22 protein-coding genes and 1 other annotated feature are annotated in these 20,397 nt (G+C 38.4%); of the genes, 20 read left to right on the forward strand and 2 right to left on the reverse strand.

The genetic code is table 11. The features are described 5' to 3' along the window. The first annotated feature begins 40 nt into the window (after nucleotides 1-40). Both ACN6MT_RS12390 and ACN6MT_RS12395 read left to right on the forward strand, forming a co-directional pair. Nucleotides 41-694, forward strand: coding sequence for a tetratricopeptide repeat protein (locus ACN6MT_RS12390; RefSeq protein ID WP_419956077.1), 654 nt, complete (start codon nucleotides 41-43; stop codon nucleotides 692-694). Nucleotides 695-920: 226 nt separating this feature from the next. Next, nucleotides 921-3,332, forward strand: a complete 2,412-nt coding sequence (locus ACN6MT_RS12395; RefSeq protein WP_419956078.1) for an ATP-dependent RecD-like DNA helicase — start codon at nucleotides 921-923, stop codon at nucleotides 3,330-3,332. A gap of 93 nt (nucleotides 3,333-3,425) precedes the next feature. Here ACN6MT_RS12395 and ACN6MT_RS12400 read toward each other — a convergent pair whose 3' ends face one another. Further along, nucleotides 3,426-4,037, reverse strand: a complete 612-nt coding sequence (locus tag ACN6MT_RS12400; RefSeq protein WP_419956079.1) for a DedA family protein — start codon at nucleotides 4,035-4,037, stop codon at nucleotides 3,426-3,428. A 371-nt stretch (nucleotides 4,038-4,408) separates the two neighbouring features. Here ACN6MT_RS12400 and ACN6MT_RS12405 point away from each other — a divergent pair, with 371 nt between their 5' ends. The 16 genes from ACN6MT_RS12405 (at nucleotide 4,409) to ACN6MT_RS12480 (ending at nucleotide 18,750) form a co-directional block, all read left to right on the forward strand. Then, on the forward strand, nucleotides 4,409-4,852 hold the full coding sequence (locus ACN6MT_RS12405; RefSeq protein ID WP_419956080.1) for a PRC-barrel domain-containing protein: 444 nt from the start codon (nucleotides 4,409-4,411) through the stop codon (nucleotides 4,850-4,852). A 12-nt stretch (nucleotides 4,853-4,864) separates the two neighbouring features. Continuing rightward, nucleotides 4,865-5,056: a hypothetical protein gene (locus ACN6MT_RS12410; RefSeq protein ID WP_063251388.1), complete on the forward strand. Its 192-nt coding sequence runs from the start codon at nucleotides 4,865-4,867 to the stop codon at nucleotides 5,054-5,056. A 77-nt stretch (nucleotides 5,057-5,133) separates the two neighbouring features. Beyond that, complete coding sequence (locus ACN6MT_RS12415) at nucleotides 5,134-5,268, forward strand: YrzQ family protein (protein ID WP_082799354.1); 135 nt, start codon at nucleotides 5,134-5,136, stop codon at nucleotides 5,266-5,268. Between the two features lie 92 nt (nucleotides 5,269-5,360). Continuing rightward, nucleotides 5,361-6,440, forward strand: coding sequence for an AI-2E family transporter (locus ACN6MT_RS12420; protein ID WP_419956081.1), 1,080 nt, complete (start codon nucleotides 5,361-5,363; stop codon nucleotides 6,438-6,440). Between the two features lie 61 nt (nucleotides 6,441-6,501). Next, nucleotides 6,502-6,721: a binding site (T-box leader), on the forward strand. Between the two features lie 85 nt (nucleotides 6,722-6,806). Continuing rightward, nucleotides 6,807-9,440: an alanine--tRNA ligase gene (alaS, locus tag ACN6MT_RS12425; protein WP_063251386.1), complete on the forward strand. Its 2,634-nt coding sequence runs from the start codon at nucleotides 6,807-6,809 to the stop codon at nucleotides 9,438-9,440. 87 nt (nucleotides 9,441-9,527) lie between these two features. Continuing rightward, nucleotides 9,528-9,794, forward strand: coding sequence for an IreB family regulatory phosphoprotein (locus ACN6MT_RS12430; RefSeq protein WP_063251385.1), 267 nt, complete (start codon nucleotides 9,528-9,530; stop codon nucleotides 9,792-9,794). Nucleotides 9,795-9,796: 2 nt separating this feature from the next. Next, nucleotides 9,797-10,213 carry a Holliday junction resolvase RuvX gene (gene ruvX, locus ACN6MT_RS12435; protein WP_063251384.1) on the forward strand — a complete coding sequence of 139 codons (417 nt, stop codon included), beginning with the start codon at nucleotides 9,797-9,799 and terminating at the stop codon, nucleotides 10,211-10,213. A 12-nt stretch (nucleotides 10,214-10,225) separates the two neighbouring features. Further along, nucleotides 10,226-10,516: a DUF1292 domain-containing protein gene (locus tag ACN6MT_RS12440; RefSeq protein WP_063251383.1), complete on the forward strand. Its 291-nt coding sequence runs from the start codon at nucleotides 10,226-10,228 to the stop codon at nucleotides 10,514-10,516. Between the two features lie 183 nt (nucleotides 10,517-10,699). Next, the gene (mltG, locus tag ACN6MT_RS12445; RefSeq protein WP_419956082.1) at nucleotides 10,700-11,833 is read left to right on the forward strand and encodes an endolytic transglycosylase MltG; all 1,134 of its coding nucleotides are present in this window, start codon (nucleotides 10,700-10,702) and stop codon (nucleotides 11,831-11,833) included. 171 nt (nucleotides 11,834-12,004) lie between these two features. Further along, on the forward strand, nucleotides 12,005-12,646 hold the full coding sequence (locus tag ACN6MT_RS12450) for an O-methyltransferase (RefSeq protein ID WP_063251381.1): 642 nt from the start codon (nucleotides 12,005-12,007) through the stop codon (nucleotides 12,644-12,646). A gap of 6 nt (nucleotides 12,647-12,652) precedes the next feature. Then, a complete protein-coding gene (locus ACN6MT_RS12455; protein WP_419956083.1) occupies nucleotides 12,653-13,582 on the forward strand; it encodes a peptidase U32 family protein in 930 nt (309 codons plus the stop codon). Between the two features lie 16 nt (nucleotides 13,583-13,598). After that, a complete protein-coding gene (locus ACN6MT_RS12460) occupies nucleotides 13,599-14,870 on the forward strand; it encodes a peptidase U32 family protein (protein WP_419956084.1) in 1,272 nt (423 codons plus the stop codon). A 1-nt stretch (nucleotide 14,871) separates the two neighbouring features. Beyond that, the gene (gene udk / locus ACN6MT_RS12465) at nucleotides 14,872-15,507 is read left to right on the forward strand and encodes a uridine kinase (protein ID WP_419956085.1); all 636 of its coding nucleotides are present in this window, start codon (nucleotides 14,872-14,874) and stop codon (nucleotides 15,505-15,507) included. A gap of 160 nt (nucleotides 15,508-15,667) precedes the next feature. Further along, complete coding sequence (gene greA / locus ACN6MT_RS12470) at nucleotides 15,668-16,144, forward strand: transcription elongation factor GreA (protein ID WP_063251377.1); 477 nt, start codon at nucleotides 15,668-15,670, stop codon at nucleotides 16,142-16,144. Nucleotides 16,145-16,209: 65 nt separating this feature from the next. Further along, nucleotides 16,210-17,970 carry a peptidoglycan D,D-transpeptidase FtsI family protein gene (locus ACN6MT_RS12475; RefSeq protein WP_419956086.1) on the forward strand — a complete coding sequence of 587 codons (1,761 nt, stop codon included), beginning with the start codon at nucleotides 16,210-16,212 and terminating at the stop codon, nucleotides 17,968-17,970. Nucleotides 17,971-18,081: 111 nt separating this feature from the next. Then, a complete protein-coding gene (locus ACN6MT_RS12480; RefSeq protein ID WP_419956087.1) occupies nucleotides 18,082-18,750 on the forward strand; it encodes a DUF1510 family protein in 669 nt (222 codons plus the stop codon). 22 nt (nucleotides 18,751-18,772) lie between these two features. On the opposite strand, the gene ACN6MT_RS12485 is transcribed toward ACN6MT_RS12480, so the two are convergent. Beyond that, nucleotides 18,773-18,982 carry a DUF2536 family protein gene (locus ACN6MT_RS12485; protein WP_419956088.1) on the reverse strand — a complete coding sequence of 70 codons (210 nt, stop codon included), beginning with the start codon at nucleotides 18,980-18,982 and terminating at the stop codon, nucleotides 18,773-18,775. A 224-nt stretch (nucleotides 18,983-19,206) separates the two neighbouring features. On the opposite strand from ACN6MT_RS12485, the gene mtnN reads away from it, so the two are divergent. Further along, nucleotides 19,207-19,902 (forward strand): 5'-methylthioadenosine/S-adenosylhomocysteine nucleosidase, encoded by a 696-nt coding sequence (mtnN, locus tag ACN6MT_RS12490; RefSeq protein ID WP_419956089.1) that lies wholly within the window; start codon nucleotides 19,207-19,209, stop codon nucleotides 19,900-19,902. Nucleotides 19,903-20,033: 131 nt separating this feature from the next. Further along, the gene (locus tag ACN6MT_RS12495; RefSeq protein WP_063251373.1) at nucleotides 20,034-20,282 is read left to right on the forward strand and encodes a YrhC family protein; all 249 of its coding nucleotides are present in this window, start codon (nucleotides 20,034-20,036) and stop codon (nucleotides 20,280-20,282) included. Nucleotides 20,283-20,397 lie beyond the last annotated feature (115 nt).

Raw genomic sequence — 20,397 nt, forward strand, 5'->3', positions numbered from 1 at the left:
AATGATTTATGATATACTCACAATAGAACGGAGTGATAACATGGATAAAAACCAAATAGGTGTTCAATACATGCAAGAAGGCAAGTGGGAAGAGGCGGCGAAAATCTTTAATGAGATTATTGAAGAAACCCCAAACGATCCCATTGCTTACATAAATTTCGGAAATGTGCTTTCTGCTGTTGGTGATGATGAGAAAGCATTAAAGTTTTATGAAAAAGCCATTCAATTGGATGAAAATACTGCAGCCGCTTATTATAGTGCTGGTACAATTTATTTCAGCCTCGACCAATTTGATAAGGCTAAAAATATGTTTGAACAAGCAATGCAAAAAGGACTTCATACAAGTGATAATTATTTCATGTTAGGTCTAACTCTTGTGCAAATGGATCAAGGGAAATTTGCACTGCCTTATTTACAAAGAAGTGTGGAACTAAATGAGCAAGATGCGGAAGCACGTTTTCAGTATGGATTATGTCTTGCACAGCTCGAATTTATCGATGAGGCAATTGTTCAATTTGAAAAATGCATTGAATTAGACCAGGAGCATACAGACGCCCTTTATAACTTAGGAGTTTCCTATGCCTTTAAAGAACAAGCAGATAAAGCATTAGCTATGTTTGATAAAGCACTAGAAATACAACCAGATCATTTATTAGCAGGACATGCGAAAAAATTGATTGAATCCGCAAAATAAATCCAATTTTAAATAATGGCTGTGTTAGTTAATTGTTGATTTTGCACCCTGTTGATTGGAGCGGAAGGCACGAAGACTCCTGCGGGAGTACGGGGCTGGGGAGACCCCACAGGCGCTTAAGCGCCGAGGAGGCTCCCCCGGCACGCCCGCGGAAAGCGAAGTGCCGGGAGTGGAAATCAACAGGCCATATCAACATAGCCAAAATATTAGAAAGGAGGAAGCACCCGTGGATAAGCAAAGCTCGCTTGATTTATTTGCTGAGCAAGGGAAGTTTGTAAAAGGAAAACACCTTGTTACGATTTTTCATAATGAGCAAAATCTTTACACGGTTTTAAGAATACGTGTCGAAGAAACGAATCATGAATATGACGACAAAGAAGCCGTGATCACAGGCTATTTTCCAAAAATACACGAGCAGGAAACCTATATCTTTTTTGGTGAGTTTAAGGATCATCCGAAGTTTGGCATGCAATTCCAAACCAAACACTTTCGAAAGGACATTCCTCAAACCAAGCAAGGTGTAGCAGCTTATTTATCAAGTGAAATGTTTAAAGGGATTGGGAAGAAAACAGCAGAAAACATAGTAGAAACATTAGGGGAAAATGCGATTTCAAAAATTTTGAATCAGCCCTCCTTACTTGATTCTGTCCCAAAGCTTCCTCCCGATAAAGCAAAAATGCTCTATGATACCTTGATGGAACACCAGGGTCTTGAGCAAGTAATGGTCGCTTTAAACCAATATGGTTTTGGACCACAGCTTTCAATGAGAATGTATCAAACATATAAAGAGCATACTCTGGATATTATCCAAAAGAACCCCTATAAACTTGTAGAAGACATTGAGGGGATTGGGTTTGGCCGGGCAGACGAACTTGGTTATCAACTAGGAATATCCGGGAATCACCCAGACCGGATAAAAGCGGCCTGCCTTTATTCACTCGAGAGCGAGAGTATGCAGACAGGGCATGTATATGTTCATGCAGAGGATCTATTGATACAGGTTAAAAATCTACTAGAAGAAAATAAACGCGATCAAATTGAATACACCGACATTTCAACAGAAATATTGAAACTTGAAGAAGAGGGGAAAATAATTGGTGAGGAAAAGCGCGTTTATGTGCCTTCTTTGTATTACGCTGAAAAAGGGTTAGTAACAAGTATTAAAAAAATCCTTGAACAAACGGAATATAAGGAGCAATTTCCTGAATCTGAATTTTTACTGGCGTTAGGGAATCTTGAAGAAAGACTAAACGTACAATATGCCCCAACCCAAAGGGAAGCAATACAAACAGCGTTAATGTCTCCAATGCTGATTCTAACAGGAGGTCCTGGAACAGGTAAAACAACTGTTATTAAAGGGATTGTTGAGCTTTATGCAGAATTACATGGCTGCTCACTAGATCCTAAGGATTATCATAAAAAGGGAGAGCCCTTCCCGTTTTTGCTTGCTGCCCCTACAGGAAGAGCGGCAAAAAGGATGAGTGAATCAACCGGACTGCCTGCTGTAACGATTCACCGCTTACTAGGATTAAATGGCACAGAAGGGTATGATCATGAGGAGGCTAGTCCTCTTGAAGGGAAGATTCTTATCGTTGATGAGACATCGATGCTCGATATTTGGTTAGCAAATCAATTGTTTAAAGCACTCCCAGATCATATTCAAGTTATTCTCGTCGGTGATGAAGATCAGCTTCCGTCGGTTGGGCCAGGACAAGTGCTAAAAGATTTATTAAGATCAGAGGTTGTCCCCACAGTAAGATTAACGGATATTTATCGACAAGCGGAAGGTTCTTCGATTATTGAATTGGCACATGATATTAAAAAGGGATATTTGCCAGCGAATGTCGCTATGAAACAGCCAGACCGTTCTTTTATTAGATGTTCAACTGCACAAATTCCACAGGTAATCGAAAAGGTTGCCTTAAATGCAAAAAGCAAAGGGTATTCAGCAAAAGATATTCAAGTTTTAGCCCCAATGTACAGAGGTCCGGCCGGGATTGATCGCTTAAATGTATTACTACAAGAAATTTTTAATCCGAACCCTGGCGGATCACGGAAGGAACTTGCATTTGGTGATGTCAAATATCGTATTGGTGATAAAGTACTTCAGTTAGTAAATCAGCCGGAAAGCAATGTTTTTAACGGAGATATAGGGGAAATCATTTCCATTATCTATGCAAAGGAAAATACAGAAAAACAAGACATGGTGTACATTTCCTTTGAAGGGAATGAGATTGAATATACCAGGCAGGACTTAAACCAAATTACCCATGCTTATTGCTGTTCTGTACATAAGTCTCAGGGAAGTGAATTCCCAATTGTCATACTGCCAATTACGAGAAGCTATTATCGGATGTTACGAAGAAATCTCATTTATACGGCCATTACCAGGAGTAAACAATCGCTAATCCTATGCGGTGAAGAAGACGCACTGCGGATGGGGGTCGAGCGGGCTGATGAACTAAGCCGTCAAACGACTTTATGGCAAAAGCTTCAGGAAATGGTTTCAGTAAAGAAAGCAAATGACGAACGGGAAGACGAACCGGAAGATGAACAGACATTATCTGCTGAAGAAAAATTAATGCAGGTGAATCCAATGATTGGAATGGAATACGTTACACCTTATGATTTTATGTAAGGAATTAATAAAATTTGTGTTAACTGCCGATAAGCTTATCGGCAGTTTTTTTGAACTAGACCTTAATGAGTCGTTTATTCAACCTATTGTAGGTTAAAATTTTCCTGCGTTTCTAAATTGCTGCTTTTTTCTCCAATATAGATAAACCATTATCACAATGACAATTACCAACAAAAATAAATACATACTGTATTTTGATACATAAAGCCCAACTTGGTCCCATCTTTCGCCAAGTTTTCTACCTAATGTGATAAAAGTATAACTCCAAAGGATAGCACCAAGATAAGCATAAACAACGAATTTTCTAAATGAAAACTTATTTAGCGCAGCAACATATGCAGTCAGGTGACGTACGCCTGGAATAAAATAACCGATTAATATAAGTGGAGATCCAATTTTATTAAATAATTTTTGTGTGCTATTGACCTTTTCTTCTGTAATGTTAATTTTTGGACCAAACTTTTTTAATAAAGGTAATCCAAATTTGTAACCAATGTAGTAACTAAGGGAAATTCCTACCACTGAACCCAGTACAGCACATATCAGCGAAATGATATAAGATAATTTGCCGTGGTATACGTTATAGCCAACATAGGTTAAAAGGACTTCATCAGGTATAGGAAGCCCAATAATTCCTACGATTAACATGATAATGAGGCCGAAGTAACCAAAATGCTCGATAAGATAATCAATGTGTTGTTCCACTTCAAAACCTCCTGAAGCATTCCGTTAAAAAAGAGACGGCAATTTCAGATGACATTTAATCAATTGATGCTTACTTTCCTTTGATAAATAGCATTATCCAGAAAAATAATAACTTGTTTAATCTTAAATTCATCTACACAAATTATAATTGGGTATTTATCATTATGCAATGTTACGTCTTGCGTCTTAACATCTTTTAGCTGTTTTAAGAATTCAAACTAGTCATTTCCTACATGAGTTGCACAGGAAAGTTTTTTACTTCCGCAATGGAAAACGTTACACCTTATGATTTCATGGTAAATGAGTGAAACTATAAATGTTCACAGGAGGTGGGCACTCTGCGAACATTTGCTTTATTAAAAGGACAGCCAGTGTTTGAATCGAAAACGGGTTCGAAAATTGGCGAAGTAACAGACTTATGTATCACAAATGATGGGGTAGTTAAAGGCCTTATGGTTAAAAAAGGCGTTTTCTTCAAACAAACCTATTTCTTGGACATTCAGGATGTATTATCATTTGGCTGGGATGGGGTCATGATTGAAGTGAATGATTCCCTTGAGAGATTTAAAACAAATCCAGAATATACTCTTTTTCATCAACATTCTCTAAATGGAAAAATGCTTATATCAAAAAGCGGAGAGTCATTGGGATTGTTAGAGGATGTATATTTTCATGAGGAATTGGGCACAATCGTAGGGTACGAAATTACGGATGGTTTCTTTTCGGATATAACGGAAGGGAAACAAGTAATACAATCCGAGAAGCCCCCTGCGATCGGAAAGGATGCCATCATCGTAGACGTTAATCATACGTGAGGTGTTCTTTTCATGTTCAAGTGTCCAAATTGTCAGAGCAAAGATATCGGCAAAATCGGAATAAACCAATATTATTGCTGGAATTGTTATATTGAATTGTCTCTTTCCAAAGGCATAATCAATACCCATCAAGTCGAAGAAGATGGTACACTCAGTTCCTTAGATGACTTGTTTGAAGAAGAAGAGCGTCGTTACACCATTTAAAGTGGAAACACTTAGTTACTGAAGGTAGACAGTTCGAAAGCATGAAGCACTGTCAAACTACAGAAGAGGTGAAACGTATGAATAAAGTAATGACTTCCGTGGTTGCATTTGGAGTTGGAATGGCAGCCTATAATATTGCACAAAGAAATAACATGATGTCTGGCCGTCAAATGAAACGAATGCAAAGAAAAGTAAAACGTGCTTTATTCTAAATATAAATCCCCTTCATAATGAGGGGGATTTTTGCTATATGTATAAATCCGGTATTTGACTCCAAAAATATAGTAGAAGGAGGCATGTATCGGTGGAAATTCGTGTTAAATGGTTTTATCGAATCGGTTTTTTGCTTCTTTTGCTCATCGCTATTTATGTGTTTTTAAGAATTCGCTTTTTCTGGCTGCCTGTCGTTAGAGTGGCTTTTATTATTATTCTCCCATTCTTTATCGGTGGTTTTATCACTTATTTGCTCCATCCTATTGTAGAAAAGCTGCATGACAAGGGTTTACACCGGGGATTAGCCATTTTTTTAATTTACTTTCTATTTTTTGGGGGTATTGGCTTTGCTATCTATAAAGGAATTCCTGCCTTTATTTCTCAAGTGCGGGACCTTGCAGAAAGTGCTCCCATTTTAGCTGAGCAATACAGGAGCTGGATTAAGGAACTTCAATCACATACACGTGAGTGGCCAGATGGACTTCAAGAGCAAATAAATGAAGGTATAATAGGCTTTGAAAGAAAGTTAGATTCTCTCCTAACGGTGATAGCTGATTCCTTATTAAACATTTTGAATTTTGCCTTTGCACTAATGATCATCCCTTTTATCGCTTTCTATATGTTAAAAGATTTCACCATCATAAAAAGAGCTGTTTGGTATCTTACACCTAAACAATGGCGGAGAAAAGGAACCCGATTTCTTAGAGACATTGACGAATCACTTGGGAGCTATATTAGGGGCCAGCTGCTCGTTTGTCTGATTATCGGAAGTCTTTCAGCGATTTTGTTTTGGATTTTCCATTTGAAATATCCTTTGCTGCTGGGTATGATTATCGGGGTAACCAATGTGATTCCCTATTTTGGTCCAATTATAGGAGCTGTCCCTGCCGTATTTATTGCTGCTACAAGCTCGGTTAACCTAGTGATTATTACAATTGCAATCGTATTTGGATTGCAATTTTTAGAAGGAAATATCCTATCTCCCTATATTGTTGGAAAAAGTCTGCATATGCACCCATTAATGATTATGTTAGCTTTAACGGCAGGAGGGGAAGTAGGAGGTATCATCGGAATGATTGTAGCTGTACCTGTTCTGGTTGTCCTTAAAGTCAGTATTCTTCACGCTAAAAATCACTTTGTTCGTGAAAAAGTGAAGGAACCTGTCCCATAAACCAGAACTAGATTGACAAACGTTTTTGGTGTCGCTATAATCCGTTTATAGAATAGTTTGGATTAACATGTTGAAGGACCCTAAGTATGTTGTAGTCCATCTCTAAGAGAGGAGCTTCCTTGGCTGCGAGAAGCTCTAGATGAAGGATAACAGAAAGCTAGTCTGGAGTGCAGCTAACCACTGCCGTTGTTGCCGCGTTAAGGCATTATTTGAGAGATGAACACTCGTTATTTTTGTGTTCATAATCAGGGTGGTACCGCGAGTTAGCTCTCGTCCCTGTTCTGGTGAAGTTCCGCAAAAAGAAACTTCACCATGGGATGAGGGCTTTTTTGTGTTCTTTTTTAACCTTAAGGGAGGGTAATTAATATGAAATACTTGACTGGTTCAGAAATTCGTAAAATGTATTTAGACTTTTTTCAGGAGAAAGGGCATGCTGTTGAACCAAGTGCGTCGCTTGTTCCTCATGATGATCCATCGTTATTGTGGATTAATAGTGGCGTTGCTACATTAAAAAAATACTTCGATGGACGTGTAATCCCTGAGAATCCTAGGATTACAAATGCACAAAAGTCGATTCGTACAAACGATATTGAAAATGTCGGTAAAACAGCGCGCCATCACACTTTTTTCGAAATGCTTGGAAACTTTTCCATTGGTGAGTATTTCAAAGAAGAAGCGATCGAATGGGCTTGGGAATTTTTAACCGATAAAAAATGGATTGGCTGGGACCCAGAACTGCTTTCGGTTACGATTCACCCTGAAGATCATGAAGCATTTGATCTTTGGAATAAAAAAATTGGTATCCCAGAGGAACGAATTATTCGCCTTGAAGGGAACTTCTGGGATATTGGTGAAGGACCAAGTGGACCTAATACGGAAATCTTCTATGACCGAGGGCCAGAATATGGTGATGACCCGACAGATCCAGAATTATATCCCGGCGGCGAAAATGAACGTTATCTAGAGGTTTGGAATCTTGTATTTTCACAATTTAATCATAATCCTGATAATACCTATACACCACTGCCAAAGAAGAACATTGATACTGGAATGGGCCTTGAAAGAATGGCTTCCGTCGTTCAAAACGTACCAACTAACTTTGATACAGATTTGTTTATCCCGATTATCAGAGCGACTGAGGAAATTTCTAGTGTGAAATATGGCCAGGAAAAAGAAAAGGATACAGCATTTAAAGTAATTGCTGATCATATTCGTACAGTGGCATTCGCAGTTGGGGATGGAGCCCTGCCATCCAATGAAGGACGCGGATACGTATTGCGCCGTTTACTGCGCCGTGCGGTTCGTTATGCAAAACAAATAAATATCAACCGACCATTTATGTATGAACTAGTTCCTGTGGTAGGAGAAATCATGCATGATTTTTATCCAGAGGTAAAAGACAAGACGGAGTTTATTCAGAAGGTCATTAAAAATGAAGAAGAACGTTTCCACGAAACATTACACGAAGGTTTATCCATACTAGGTAATGTCATCAAGAAAGAGAAGGAAAAAGGAAGCGATACGATCTCAGGAAGCGATGTTTTCCGCCTATATGATACCTATGGTTTCCCTGTTGAGTTGACAGAGGAATATGCAGAAGAAGAGGGAATGAAGATTGATCACGCTGGTTTTGAAACGGAAATGGAATTACAGCGCGAGCGTGCTCGTTCTGCACGTCAGGATGTTGGCAGTATGCAAGTTCAAGGCGGTGTATTAGGCGACATTGTAGTCGAAAGTCAATTTGTTGGCTATGACCAGCTTGAAACGGTCTCCACAGTGGTTGCAATTGTTAAAAATGGAGAATTGGTTGACGAAGCATTCAGTGGTGACGAGGTACAGATAATTCTTGATGTTACACCTTTTTATGCGGAGAGCGGCGGGCAAATTGCAGATCGTGGCTTAATTTTTGCAGAAGGTGTTAGCGTAAGCGTAAAAGATGTACAAAAGGCACCAAATGGTCAAAATCTTCATCAAGCAGTAGTGGATTCAGGAATTCTAAAGACAAATGCAAAAGTAACTGCAACTGTTCAACAAGATAATCGAGTTCAGATTATAAAAAATCATACTGCTACTCACTTGCTTCACCAAGCATTAAAAGATGTATTGGGAACGCATGTAAACCAGGCAGGTTCACTAGTAGAACCAGATCGTCTCCGTTTTGATTTCTCTCATTTTGGTCAAGTAAAACCGGAGGAATTAGAAGAAATCGAAAAAATCGTTAACGAAAAAATTTGGAAGAATATCGAAGTTGATATTAGCTTAAAACCAATTGCTGAGGCAAAATCAATGGGTGCAATGGCACTTTTTGGTGAAAAATATGGAGATATTGTCCGTGTCGTTAAAGTAGGGGATTATAGCTTAGAGCTATGCGGCGGCTGTCATGTTCCGAATACATCTGTTATTGGGCTATTTAAAATTGTTTCCGAGGGCGGTATTGGTGCAGGTACAAGGAGAATAGAAGCTGTTACCGGAGAATCAGCCTATCAACTGATGAATGACCAGGTTGCGTTATTGAAGGACGCAGCAGACAAATTAAAAACCAATCCGAAAGAGGTAGTGAACCGAATAGAGGTCTTAATGACTGAAATCAAACAACTTCAACGGGAAAACGAGTCACTTTCAGCTAAGTTAGGTAATATAGAGGCTGGAAACCTTGTATCAAAAGCGAAGCAAATTGATGGTGTAACGGTATTAGCTGCAAAAGTTCAAGCTTCTGATATGAATAATTTACGAAATATGGCTGATGATTTGAAACAAAAAATTGGATCGGCTGTAATTCTGTTAGGCAGTGTAAATGAAGGAAAAGTAAATTTAATCGCAGCTGTAACAAAAGACCTAATTGACAAAGGGTACCATGCCGGCAAATTAATCAAAGAAGTTGCAACAAGATGCGGTGGAGGAGGCGGAGGCCGCCCGGATATGGCTCAGGCTGGCGGTAAAGATCCTGAAAAACTAGACTCTGCCCTGCAATTCGTAGAAGAATGGGTAAAATCAATTTGATAACTAGACAAAGTAGTGTAAAATGGTGGTAACAAACTAACTAGTCAAGGCAGTTATCTCCTCTACTAAAAATGCGAGGTGCATATGATGAGCTCATTTGATAAAACGATGAGATTTAATTTTCCTGAAGAGCCTTTTGAACATGACGTAAATGATGTTCTGTTTCAAGTTCATGAAGCCCTGCAAGAAAAAGGATACAATCCAATTAATCAAATCGTCGGATATCTACTATCCGGAGACCCTGCTTATATTCCACGGCATCGTGACGCACGGAATATTATTCGTAAACTCGAGCGGGATGAAATTATTGAGGAATTGGTTAAATCCTATTTAAAACAACGACGTGAGGGTTAAAAATGCGAATTATGGGATTAGATGTTGGCTCTAAGACAGTCGGTATTGCCATAAGTGACGAACTTGGCTGGACTGCACAGGGCCTCAAAACCCTAAAAATTGACGAAGAAAAAAATAAGTTTGGTTTTGACGAAATTGGTCAATTAATAAAAGAGTATGGAATTAGTCAAGTTGTCATCGGTTTACCAAAGAATATGAATGGCACGATTGGACCTCGAGGCGAAGCCAGCAAACGATACGCAGAGGAAATTGAGAACCAGTTTTCGGTTTCCACCATTTTATGGGACGAGCGTTTAACAACAATGGCAGCAGAGCGAGTCTTGCTTGAAGCGGATGTAAGCCGTAAAAAGCGAAAAAAGGTTATTGATAAAATGGCAGCTTCGATGATTCTACAAGGCTATCTGGATAGCAAAAATTAATGAGGTGAAGTTATGGAACACGGAGAAAATCAAATTACAATTGTAGATGAAAAAGGTAATGAACAATTATGTGAAGTACTTTTTACATTTGAATCAGAGGACTTTGGCAAGTCGTATGTTTTGTTTCAACAAGTAGGCGGAGTGGAAGACGATGAAGAGGGCCCAGAGATTCATGCTTATGCCTTTAATCCTAATGATGAAGACGGCGAAGGGGAATTAATTCCTATTGAAACCGAGGAAGAATGGGACATGGTAGAAGAAATGCTTAACACCTTCTATGACGAGCAAGAAGACGAAGAATAATATCAACAGTAAACGACCCTAAAAAAGGGTCGTTTTTTTATGTATTTTTGAATGCGCTTTCGCAGGAAAATTGACATTTTTCGCTATGTATGCTGAAATAATATCTGATATGCTTTTTTAAAAAACATTAAAAAAAGAGTTTGAAAGATACATGTTTAACCGGCTTATGGGAGGGGCAATAAAATGTCATCAGAAGAGACACACTCGAAAAAAGAGGTAATTCGAAAGAAAATGCTTGAGCACCAAAGTGAGGCAAGAATTGTTCGCAGAATCGTTTTAACCATTACAATTGTTACCCTTTTAATACTTATTTTTATCGGAGGAGGGGGCTATCTCTACATTAAGTCAGCCCTTGAACCCGTTGACAAAGATAGTAAAGTTCAAAAAAAGGTGGAAATTCCGATCGGTTCATCTGTTACGGGAATATCTGAAAAATTAGAAGCTAATGGAATAATTAAAAATGCTAAAGTCTTTAAATACTATGTTAAATTTAAAAATGAAGCAGGTTTTATGGCTGGAGAATATGAAATGAGTCCCTCAATGGAGATACCAGAAATTATTAATCGCTTAAAAACAGGTAAAGTACTCCAACAGGCAGCATTCCAGTTAACGATACCAGAAGGTAAGCAATTAAAAGAAATTGCCCAAATTATGGCTAAGGCCGTAAATAAATCCGAAGATGAAGTCTTTAATCAGTTAAATGATCGAACATTCATCCAAACATTGATTGGAAAGTATCCAGATTTACTAACAACAGATATTTTGAATCCAAATATTAAATATCCACTAGAGGGTTACTTGTTCCCGGCAACCTATCCATTCTATAAGCAGAATCCAACCATTGAAGAAATGGTTGTGACAATGCTAGACCAAACTCAAAAAGTAATCACACCTTATCTGCAAGAAACTAGCGAAGAGGAATTTACAGCTCATCAATTATTAACCATGTCATCATTAATTGAGGAAGAAGCGACACAAAAGGCAGATCGAAAAGATATTTCGAGTGTATTCTATAATCGTATAGAACAAGGAATGCCGTTGCAAACAGACCCAACAGTCCTTTATGCTCAAGGAAAGCATAAGGAAAGGGTATTGTATGAGGATTTGGAAGTGAATTCACCTTACAATACGTATAAACATAAGGGGCTTCCACCGGGCCCTATAGCAAATGCAGGGAAAGATTCTTTAGAAGCTGCAATGAACCCATCTGATACAAAATATTTGTACTTCCTTGCTACAAAAGAAGGCGATGTTATTTTTACCAATACTTTGGATGAACACAATGCAGCAAAAGCTGAACATATTACCAATCAATAATTAAACAATTAACTAGGAGGAATAGTTTTCTTTCCTCCTTGTTTATGATAAAATAGTTCAAGTGTTTTATGAGCAGATAATAGCGTTTCTATTGAACGCTATTTTTTCATGTCTAAGAAGCAGCATTGTGGAAACAATGCTTTTTAAAGGATAGAGGCAGGTGATGGCAGTTTGTTGAATGATAAACTGCATTCTTATATTGAGGATCTAATTCCAGGGCGTGAACCATTGTTTATCGAGATGGAAAACTACGCTAAAGAAAATAAAGTACCAATTATGGAGCTGGTGGGAATCGAAGCATTGCTTCAGCTTTTAAGAATTCAGGATTCGAAGAAAATCCTTGAGGTAGGTACTGCAATAGGATATTCGGCATTACGGATGGCTGAAGCACTGCCATTTGCGTCCATTGTGACGATAGAAAGAGATTTGGAAAGGATTCAGACGGCTGAAGAATATTTGAGTCGTTCGAAGCACGGCGAACAGATTTTATTGATTAAAGGTGACGCACTTGAAGTTGAGGACCTTGTTAGGGGACAAGCACCATACGATACCATTTTTGTAGACGCTGCAAAAGGCCAATATCAAAAATTCTTTGAAATGTATTCGAAATACCTAAGTGATGACGGAATGATTATTACCGATAATGTCTTATTTAAAGGACTAGTCACAGAATCAGAGATTGAATCTAAAAGAATTCGAAATCTTGTTAAGAAAATAGACGGTTTCAACCAATGGCTAATGAACCACCCTGATTATCATTCGGTCATTCTCCCAGTTGGGGATGGAGTCGCCATTAGTAAAAAGAAGAGGTGAGTGAAATTGAAAAAAACCGAATTACTAGTAACTCCATTATCTATTGATGATATTTTACCATTAGCAGAAGCCGGTGCTGATGCATTTGTGGTCGGCGAACAGAGATTTGGATTACGCCTAGCAGGTGAATTTAACCGGGAACAAGTAAAACAAGCTATAGGTTTAGCACAAGGACAAGGTAAAAAAGTCTATGTTGCGGTCAATGCTATTTTCCATAATGAAAAAATAGAAGAATTAAGTGATTATATTAAATTTGCTTCAGAGGCCGGTGCCGACGCGATTATTTTTGGTGACCCTGCTGTTTTAATGACTGCTCGTGAAGTGGCACCCGATATGAAACTTCATTGGAGTACTGAAACCTTAGGGACGAATTGGTTTTCATGTAACTATTGGGGTAAAAAAGGCGCGAAAAGAGCCGTTCTTGCGCGTGAAATCAATATGGACGCAATCGTGGAAATCAAAGAAAAAGCCGAGGTTGAAATTGAAGTACAGGTTCACGGGATGAGCTGTATGTTCCAATCCAAACGTTCCCTATTAGGAAACTACTATGAGTACCAAGGAAAAGTGATGGAAATCGAAAATCGTAAAATGGAAAAGAATATGTTCCTTCACGATAAAGAAAGAGAAAACAAATATCCAATCTTTGAAGATGAGAATGGTACCCATATTATGAGCCCAAATGATATTTGTATCATTGATGAGCTCCAAGATATGTTAGAAGCAGGCGTAGATTGTTTTAAAATCGATGGCATTTTAAAGTCACCGGAATATCTTCTTGCGGTAACAAAGGCATATCGTGAGGCCATTGACTTATATTTTGAGGACGCAGATTTATACGAAGACAAAAAAGATGAGTTGTTAGAAGCTATTGAAGAAATTCAGCCAGCAACCCGTAAATTAGACACAGGATTCTTTTTCAAGGAAACAGTTTATTAAAAGGAGGAGTTCATTCATGAATACAGTTAAAGATAAGATTTCTGAAGTTATCGATGGAAAACGTGTGATTGTGAAAAAGCCAGAACTCCTTGCGCCAGCAGGAAATCTTGAAAAGTTAAAAATTGCAGTTCAATACGGAGCGGACGCTGTATTTATTGGCGGTCAGGAATATGGTTTACGTTCAAACGCTGATAACTTTACGTTTGAAGAAATGAAAGAAGGCGTGGAATTTGCCAAAAAATATGGGGCGAAGGTTTATGTTACAACGAATATCTTTGCTCACAACGAAAATATTGATGGATTAGAAGAGTATATCCTTGGATTAAAAGAAACCGGGATTGCTGGAATTATCGTTGCGGATCCATTAATTATTGAAACTTGCCGCAGGCTGGCACCAGAAATTGAGATACACATTAGTACGCAGCAATCTATTACAAACTGGAAAACAGCTCAGTTTTGGAAGGAAAGTGGTGCAGAACGTGTCGTTTTAGCACGTGAGGCAAGTGCAGAAGAAATTAGGGAAATGAAAGAAAAGGTCGATGTAGAAATTGAGATCTTTATTCATGGCGCAATGTGTATTGCTTATTCTGGACGTTGTACATTGAGTAATCATATGACAGCAAGAGATTCTAACCGAGGAGGATGCTGTCAGTCATGCCGCTGGGATTATGATTTATATCAACTAGAGGACCGCACGAACGAAGTGCCGCTTTATAGTGACAATGACGCTCCATTTGCAATGAGTCCAAAAGACCTTAATCTTATCCAAGCCATTCCTCAAATGGTTGAGCTGGGAATTGATAGTTTGAAGATTGAAGGCCGTATGAAGTCGATTCACTATATTGCAACAGTTGTAAGTGTGTATCGAAAAGTAATTGATGCCTATTGTGCAGACCCTGATAACTTTGTCATAAAACGTGAATGGTTAGAAGAGTTAGACAAATGTGCGAACCGTGAAACAGCACCAGCATTTTTTGAGGGAGTTCCAGGGTATAAAGAGCAAATGTTTGGTAATCATAGCAACAAGACAAAGTTTGAATTTGTCGGTCTTGTGTTGGATTACAACGAAGAAACCCAAATGGTTACACTCCAGCAGCGAAACCACTTTAAACCGGGTCAAGAAGTAGAGTTTTTCGGTCCGGAAATTCAAAACTTTACACATGTGATTGATAAAATCTGGGATGAAAAAGGTAACGAACTGGATGCTGCTAGACATCCGCTTCAGATTGTACAATTCAAATTGGACAAACCGGTTTACCCTAACAACATGATGCGAAAGGAGAACTAGGTTGATGCGCAAACCGGTTGTTATTGGAGTTGCCGGAGGTTCCGGCTCGGGAAAGACGAGTGTAACTAAAGCTATTTATGATAGCTTTAAAGGTCACTCTATTACAATGATTCAACAAGATTTTTATTATAAAGACCAAAGTGATTTACCCTTTGAGGAACGCTTGAAGACGAATTATGATCACCCTCTTGCTTTTGATAATGACTTACTCATCGAACATATTGAAAAGCTATTACGGTATGAGCCGATTGAGAAACCAGTTTATGATTATTCCATTCATACTCGTTCAAATGAAATCATTAAAGTTGAACCGAAAGATGTAATTATTTTAGAAGGTATACTTGTTCTTGAAGATGAACGGTTAAGAAATTTGATGGATATTAAGCTGTTTGTTGATACTGATGCGGATATTCGAATTATTAGAAGGATGTCGCGTGATATTAAAGAGCGTGGACGGACATTGGATTCTGTTATCGAACAATATACAAATGTCGTTCGCCCGATGCATAACCAATTTATTGAGCCGACTAAGAGATATGCGGATGTTATTATCCCTGAGGGCGGTCAAAATCATGTGGCAATTGATTTAATGGTCACAAAAATTCAAACAATTCTTGAACAAAAGTCAATTTTATGACACAATAGCGTAAAGATTAGGTTAAAATAAATCCATATTGGATGAATACAAGTTGCGCGCCCTTTTGAGAGGACGCGCTCCTATGTATTTTTGTGATACCTACATATCCATAACGACACAATCTATGGGGGATTGTGAAGACTAGAAGGAGTGAGAAGTTTTGGCAATAGAAAAAGTATTTCCAATGACGCAGGCAGGTAAAGACAAACTGATTCAGGAGCTTGAGCATTTAAAATCAGTTAAACGTAAAGAAGTTGTGGAAAGAATTAAAATCGCTAGAAGTTTTGGTGATTTATCAGAAAACTCTGAGTATGATTCCGCGAAAGAAGAACAAGCATTTGTAGAAGGCCGTATTACAACGTTAGAGAATATGATTCGTAACGCTAAGATTATTGAAGAAGGCGATACTGTAAGTGATTCTGTTACTTTAGGAAGATCTGTTACATTTGTTGAACTTCCTGATGGTGACGAAGAAACGTATACAATCGTTGGAAGTGCTGAGGCTGATCCGTTCGAAGGGAAAATCTCTAACGATTCACCGATAGCAAAAAGTCTACTTGGCAAAAAAGTAGGCGAACAAGTATCTGTCCAAACTCCAGGCGGCGAAATGAGCGTCAGAATTACTTCCATTAAGTAATCAAATTTTCACCTATATGTTTGAAATGGGGACACCTCGTCAAAACTTTTGACGAGGTGTTTTTTATGATACGTAAACGGATTAAAGGTTTACTCATCTTATGCATTGCTGGGCTGCTGGTTCTTATCGCTCGATTAATCCAAATCCAGCTGGTCGAAACCGAAACCTTTTCGAAGCACAATGTGAATTTATTGGAAGAAAGCGTCCAACAACGAACACAAGAATTAGTGATTGATAATGGGCGAGGTAATTTTCTTGACCGAAATGGAGATTTACTTACCCATAAAAAAGTGCCCGTTCTAGTTCTCTTTCCTTTCTTAAAGAATATGACTTGGGATAGTCATGCTGTCTCAACCATTTCTGGAATATCAGAAGATAGATTAAAAATGGCCGTAGAAGGTGCAAAAAAGCCATTTGCCTATGGAGAACCAGAGCCTTTGGAATTAACTTCATCCCAAATGGAAAGAATCAACAAACTAGAGATTCCAGGTGTATTTGCGATTGATAAAAAATTTGAACGTTCTGATATTCCTGCAGAACAATTAATTGGATTAACAGGTGAAAATGCAAAAGAATTAAAAAAGCGTTATCCAGAAAAAGAGCTATCTGAGAAAACCTTGATTGGTGTTTCGGGTCTTGAAGAGAGTTTTGATGAATTTTTGCTTCCTGAAGGAAAATCAAAACTTGTTTATCATGTAGATGGGGACGGAGCTCCTTTATTTGGTATTAATGTCAAATATGTTGATCCGGCTAATCCTTTTTATCCCGTAAATGTAAGAACAACGATCGATAAAAGTGTGCAGCAAATGTCTGAGGAGCTAGTGGACAAGCATGGAATTAAAAAGGGAGGTTTAGTGCTGCTAGATATAGAAAGCAATAGTGTCTTAGCCTCTGTTTCCCGTCCGCTCATTAATCCAAATGACCCTTATAGCGGTTCAGGGATTACAAATCGAATGTTGAAGCAAGAAATAATGGGGTCTATTTTTAAAACAGTGGTTGCAGCCGCGGCTATTGATCAAAACCTTGATGACCCGACCCGGTTATTTAATTGCAGTATAAAAATTAATGGGGAACCTGAATTAAAATATAATTATGGCATGCTCTCCTTCACTGATAGTTTTGCGAGAAGTTGCAACAGGACTTTCGGTGAGCTGGCAAGGGAACTTCAAAAGAAAGATAAAGAGTTGTTGGAAGAATATGCTGCGAAACTGTCGTTAACAGGCACTGTAGGATGGAAGGGTGAAATCTACCATACCAATAATTTTAAACAGTTAGTCGATGAGGATAAAGGAAGGGTATTTTTAACAGAAGAGGCTAAAGGCGACCCCAACTTTGCTGCTATGTCAGGAATCGGTCAGCATGAGGTTCGTGCCACACCTTTGGCAGTAGCCAATATGATGGCCACAATTGCCAGAGGTGGAAAAAAAGAAATGGTTCGAACTGTTTCAAAAATCGAATATAAAAATGGTACGACCATGGTTAACTTTGGCAAACAAGAGTTATCTGGTGACATTATTTCTCCCTATACAGCAATGAAACTGCAGAAATTATTAAGAGAGGTTATTGTTAATCCAAATGGGACTGGAAAGTGGTTTAAAGACCTTCCATACGAAGTTGCTGGAAAATCAGGTACCGCGGAGACAGGAAAATTCCAAGAGGATAAACAACTGCATAATAAATGGTTTGCCGGTTATTTTCCCTATCAAAACCCTAAATACGCGCTTGTTGCCGTGAATTTGGATGTTCTTGATACAGAGGGAGGCGTTAATTTACTCTTTGCCGATATGGTTAAAATGTTACATGAACATGACAAAGAGGGACAATAAGATTAACTTTAGTGAAAATCCTTCAAGTTATTTTCGATTCATGTTAGAATGTTCACAGCCATATTAATTGTTTAGCGGCGCTCCCGCTTTTCTATTTGGAGGGATATTTTAATGAGTAACGATTTCCAATCTGGCTCACGTTCTAGTTATCGGGCTAAAAGAAAGAAAACGAACCTCGTCTTGAATAGTCTTATTGTTATTGTCCTAGCTCTCATTGTCTTTGTAGCCTATACTATTTTTTTATCAGGTGACGATAAAGCGTCTCCTAAAGAGGAACAAACAAAAACAGCAGTAAACAAAGCCTCAGAAAAAGAGGATAAAAATATTGAAGATAAAAAAGAAGTAGAAGAAACAAAGAAAGACAGTGATTCAGAGGGAAGTGCAGATGAAGAAGGAGTAGAAGCCTCTGTACCTGAACAAGAAGATGAATCTCAGGCAGTTATCACAGAGGGGGACGGAACTTCTAATGTAGTTAGAACCATCGAGAACCCAGCCTGGAAGCCTGTAGGTACAGCACAAACGGGTGAACACACCCCTGTGTATGATAGTTCCTCTGTGGATTGGCAGGAAATGCTAAAGGCCATTTCTTATGCTACAGGATTAGAAGAAAGCAATATGACTGTGTATTGGTTAGGCCGCGATAAAACTTCTGGTACTGGGACGTTCAGTACTGTTGCATCGAAAGATAAAACGCAGAAATTCAATGTCTACCTTCAATGGGTGGATGGTGAAGGCTGGACGCCAGTAAAGGTCGAGGAGCTTTCTGCAATTGAACAATAAAAAATAGGATGGGCTAACCATCCTATTTTTTACGTTTAAAATGCACAACTGCAGTAAAGTAAGTCTGACCCTTTTCGTTAGCATACATTTGATGGGAGACTGAATGAACACCTAAAAGAATTGCCTTGTTTTCCTCAATTTTTGCCTCGATTTTCTTTTCCAAGACTTTAAGATCGGTTGCATCAAAAAATTCTACTCTATCCTCAATAAATTCAAGTTTAAAATCCAGCATCGTTATCATCCTTTCCCTATGTACATTCTAGTTATTTTCTGAGAATGAATCAATGGGATAATACCAACATCTCAATAAGGATAATGTATGTGAATACTCCTCGCAATGGAAGAAAGCTGTCGAATAATGGTAGAATAGTGTTTGCGGATACAATGGATAAATCCGAGGAAGATTATAAAAATAATGTTTATGAGAGAGTAAAACAATAAGAAAGAGGTTTTAATATGAAAGTTGCGATAATTGGAGCAATGGAAGAAGAAGTAAAACTATTAAGGGATCATATCGAGGGTCAAACTCAAGAAACGGTTGCTGGATGTGAATTTACATTTGGAAAAATGAATGGGGCAGAAGTGATTTTGCTGCGCTCAGGCATTGGTAAAGTTAATGCAGCCATGTCGACAACCATTCTCCTTGAGAAGTATAAGCCGGATTGTATTATTAATACTGGCTCTGCTGGTGGTTTTAACCCTGATTTAAATGTTGGAGACGCTGTAATTTCTACAGAGGTTCGGCACCATGATGTGGATGTAACAGCCTTTGGTTATGAATACGGACAGGTACCACAGCTGCCTGCAGCCTTTTTAGCCGACGACAAGCTTGTTTACATAGCTGAAAATGCTGCAAAAGAACTAGATAAATTCCAAGTCGTTAAAGGGCTTATTGTTACAGGGGATTCATTCATGGAAGATCCTGAGCGTGTTAATTTTGTCCGTACCAAGTTCGAAAAATTACAGGCTGTCGAGATGGAAGCAGCCGCTATAGCTCAAGTAGCACACCGTTTCGGAGTTCCTTTCGTTATCATTCGCTCTTTATCCGATATCGCTGGGAAAGAATCTGAAGTTTCCTTTGACCAATTTATAGACCAAGCAGCAACCCATTCTGCAACATTGGTTATGAAAATAGTCGCTGCTTTAGGATAGGCAGTATTGATGAGGGTCCGGCCATAAGATGCCGGACCTTTTTCTTGTTTTTCTAAAATTTACATCCACATTTATTGCTTTATTTATGTTACAGTAGTTTAGTAGATTTTAAGAAAAGCAGGTGACCAACAGTGGATAAACAAACAAAAAAGATTTATGAAAAAATGGTTGATTTTAAACAATTTGCTGTCGTACTACTCGCTGTCGGTGTATTTTTCTTTTTAGGTGTAATTATTCCGTCCGACTCAAAGAGTGAGATGGATGTAAATATAATGATGATTGCCTCAATGTCCTTTTTAGCGGTGTCAATTTTACTTTTTATTCAATCAAAACAGTGCCAGCTCAAACTTATGGATATGGAAGATGGCAACCAGAGATAAGCGTTCCCTTTAGGGACGTTTATTTTTTTTTACTAAAAAACAGGCAAATTGATTATTTTTAAAAAAATTTTAAAAAGTGGTTTACAAAGGTTATGTTGATGGATATAATTACCGT

Source organism: Neobacillus niacini (assembly GCF_048572935.1).
GTDB lineage: Bacteria > Bacillota > Bacilli > Bacillales > Cytobacillaceae > Neobacillus > Neobacillus niacini.